We start from the raw sequence: 2,097 nt of genomic DNA, 5'->3' as shown, positions 1-2,097 counted from the left end.
GGAAAGAGATATCTTTGAATATATTGAACTTTGGTATAATAAAAAGAGAAGGCACTCAACACTCAATTATCTGACAATTAAAGAATTTAATAACTTAAAAATTAATTATAAATATGCTGCTTAACTTATACTGCACTTTTTGTTTGCATGTCCATAGCGAACGATTAAAAAACTTATCTACCGCCAAAACTTATAAAAGTGAAGCTAAAGGTAAAGACAAGATAGAGGGTGGTTTTTTTGGTAAGTTCATATTATGCTCGAATAACGAAGAAAACTTTGTCTATATAGATGATTCAGAAATAAGGTATTGGGTGCGTAAAATTATTCCTTTTGATTTAGCGAAAGATAAGCCCAATCTTCTGGAATCACTACAAGCAGAACTACCACAGTTCATAAATTTCATTAATAATAGAGAAATTTCAAGTCCTAGAAAAACAAGAATGTGGTTTACAAAAGAACAGATTCACACAGCTGCTTTAGAGGTGTTGATGAACGGTAATAAAACTTTTATCAATAAAGAATTAGAACAAATACTTTCTGATGAGTTTTTACAGTTTGATACAGAGGAATTAAAATATTCGGTTGGTGATTTAGTAGAGAAGTTAAGTAAACATAATATTAGAACCAGTTCTTTTAAAATTTCAGAACTTATAAAAAATATGTATAAGTTAGAACCTAAGAATAGTACATATATAAAATATCATATGTCTTTTTCTATAACAAGTAAGCCTATAGTAGAACAAAGCAATCACAAAGGTCGCCATTATACGTTTACCAAAGAGATGTTCAAGGATTAGGGTTGATTTGTTGATTTAATACTGTAATGCTATGCTAGCTAGCATTTATAGTATAAACATCAAGGCAACATCTTCGCAACAATTAAAACTTTATAACTGTTGACATATTGTTTCTCGTTAGTTGATGTGTAAAACCACTTATATTAATGGTTTAAGGAGTTTTAGCAACAAGCAACATTATTTTATTAGTGCATTTACTACAAAGACCAATACCACGCACTACAATAAGAAAACAAAGGTTGCAACAAAGCGCAACAAGAATAAAACAGGTTTGCAACAAGAAAAACAAGGATTGCAACAAGAAAAGCAAGGATTGCAACAAGAAAAACAAAGCGCAACAAGAATAAAACAGGTTTGCAACAAGAAAAAATAAGGTTGCAACAAGAACAATCCATAATGCAACAAAACCTAATTGAATAAAACCTCTAATAGATTTCTAGGTTTTAAGGTATTCCTTTTAAAAATCATTATTCTTAATAATAAAAAGCGATTGATCTAGGTTGCAACAAGGCTATTGTTATACAGTGTAGAGGTTGCAAAAGGGTTTTTTTGCTTGGAATAGGTTTTAAAGTGGTTTTATTTGGTTGAAATAAAGGCTATAAATACCTGTTTTAGGTTTAAATTAGGTTGGTTTATTTCCTTAGTTAGGTTTTACTTTGGTTTTTTGGAATGGTTTAATAAGGGTGGAGTGTTTATTTCCTAGGTTGCTGTTTAGTAGATATATAATTAAAGACTAAAGTAGGAAGATCCGAATAAAAGCGATATTCTGTAAGGGAGGGATAAAAGGTTTTTTAATAAATAGGATTAATGTTTTTAAAATTAGATGTATTTTATATTTTAAACGAGTAAATACTACCTAAAAGATTAAATTACCTTTTGCAAAAAAATCTAGATTATTTTATCTTTTTAAATTAATTTATGTAGATATATTAAAAAGCAAAACCCAGTGCTAGACTGGGTTTCTTAATGTTTTTTTTAAGTGCACCTATATAGCTTATGTATAGAGAGGCACTGTTATAACAATAACAAAGATATTAAAATATATAACACAAAAAACAAATTAACTAAAATTTGTAATTTATTTTATCTATAATTATGTTTTTAATAAGCTCATTACTGTCAAATGTTTTAAATAAATTAGCGACCTGGACATGCAAACAAAAAGTGCAGTATAAGTTAAGCAGCATATTTATAATTAATTTTTAAGTTATTAAATTCTTTAATTGTCAGATAATTGAGTGTTGAGTGCCTTCTCTTTTTATTATACCAAAGTTCAATATATTCAAAGATATCTCTTTCC

Annotated in this window: 3 protein-coding genes; 2 read left to right on the top strand and 1 reads right to left on the bottom strand. The window is 28.1% G+C overall.

What is annotated here, in order from left to right:
* Both ES677_RS15935 and ES677_RS14990 read left to right on the top strand, forming a co-directional pair.
* A partial coding sequence (locus ES677_RS15935; protein ID WP_394349293.1) for an IS3 family transposase occupies window positions 1-124 on the top strand: 124 nt, incomplete at its 5' end.
* Window positions 114-797, top strand: a complete 684-nt coding sequence (locus ES677_RS14990; RefSeq protein ID WP_211357900.1) for a primase-helicase family protein — start codon at window positions 114-116, stop codon at window positions 795-797. The genes ES677_RS15935 and ES677_RS14990, both read left to right, overlap by 11 nt.
* A gap of 1,176 nt (window positions 798-1,973) precedes the next feature.
* On the opposite strand, the gene ES677_RS15930 is transcribed toward ES677_RS14990, so the two are convergent.
* On the bottom strand, window positions 1,974-2,097 hold a 124-nt coding region (locus ES677_RS15930), incomplete at its 5' end, for an IS3 family transposase (RefSeq protein ID WP_394349293.1).

It is taken from the genome of Bizionia gelidisalsuginis, assembly GCF_008086185.1.
Lineage (GTDB): Bacteria > Bacteroidota > Bacteroidia > Flavobacteriales > Flavobacteriaceae > Bizionia > Bizionia saleffrena.
The sequence above is the reverse complement of the archived record's forward strand: the minus strand, read 5'-3'. Positions and strand labels throughout refer to the sequence as shown.

Bases quoted from the DNA above. Each gene is read 5' to 3' on its own strand.
- ES677_RS14990 (WP_211357900.1), top strand. From the start codon at position 114: ATGCTGCTTAACTTATACTGCACTTTTTGTTTGCATGTCCATAGCGAA.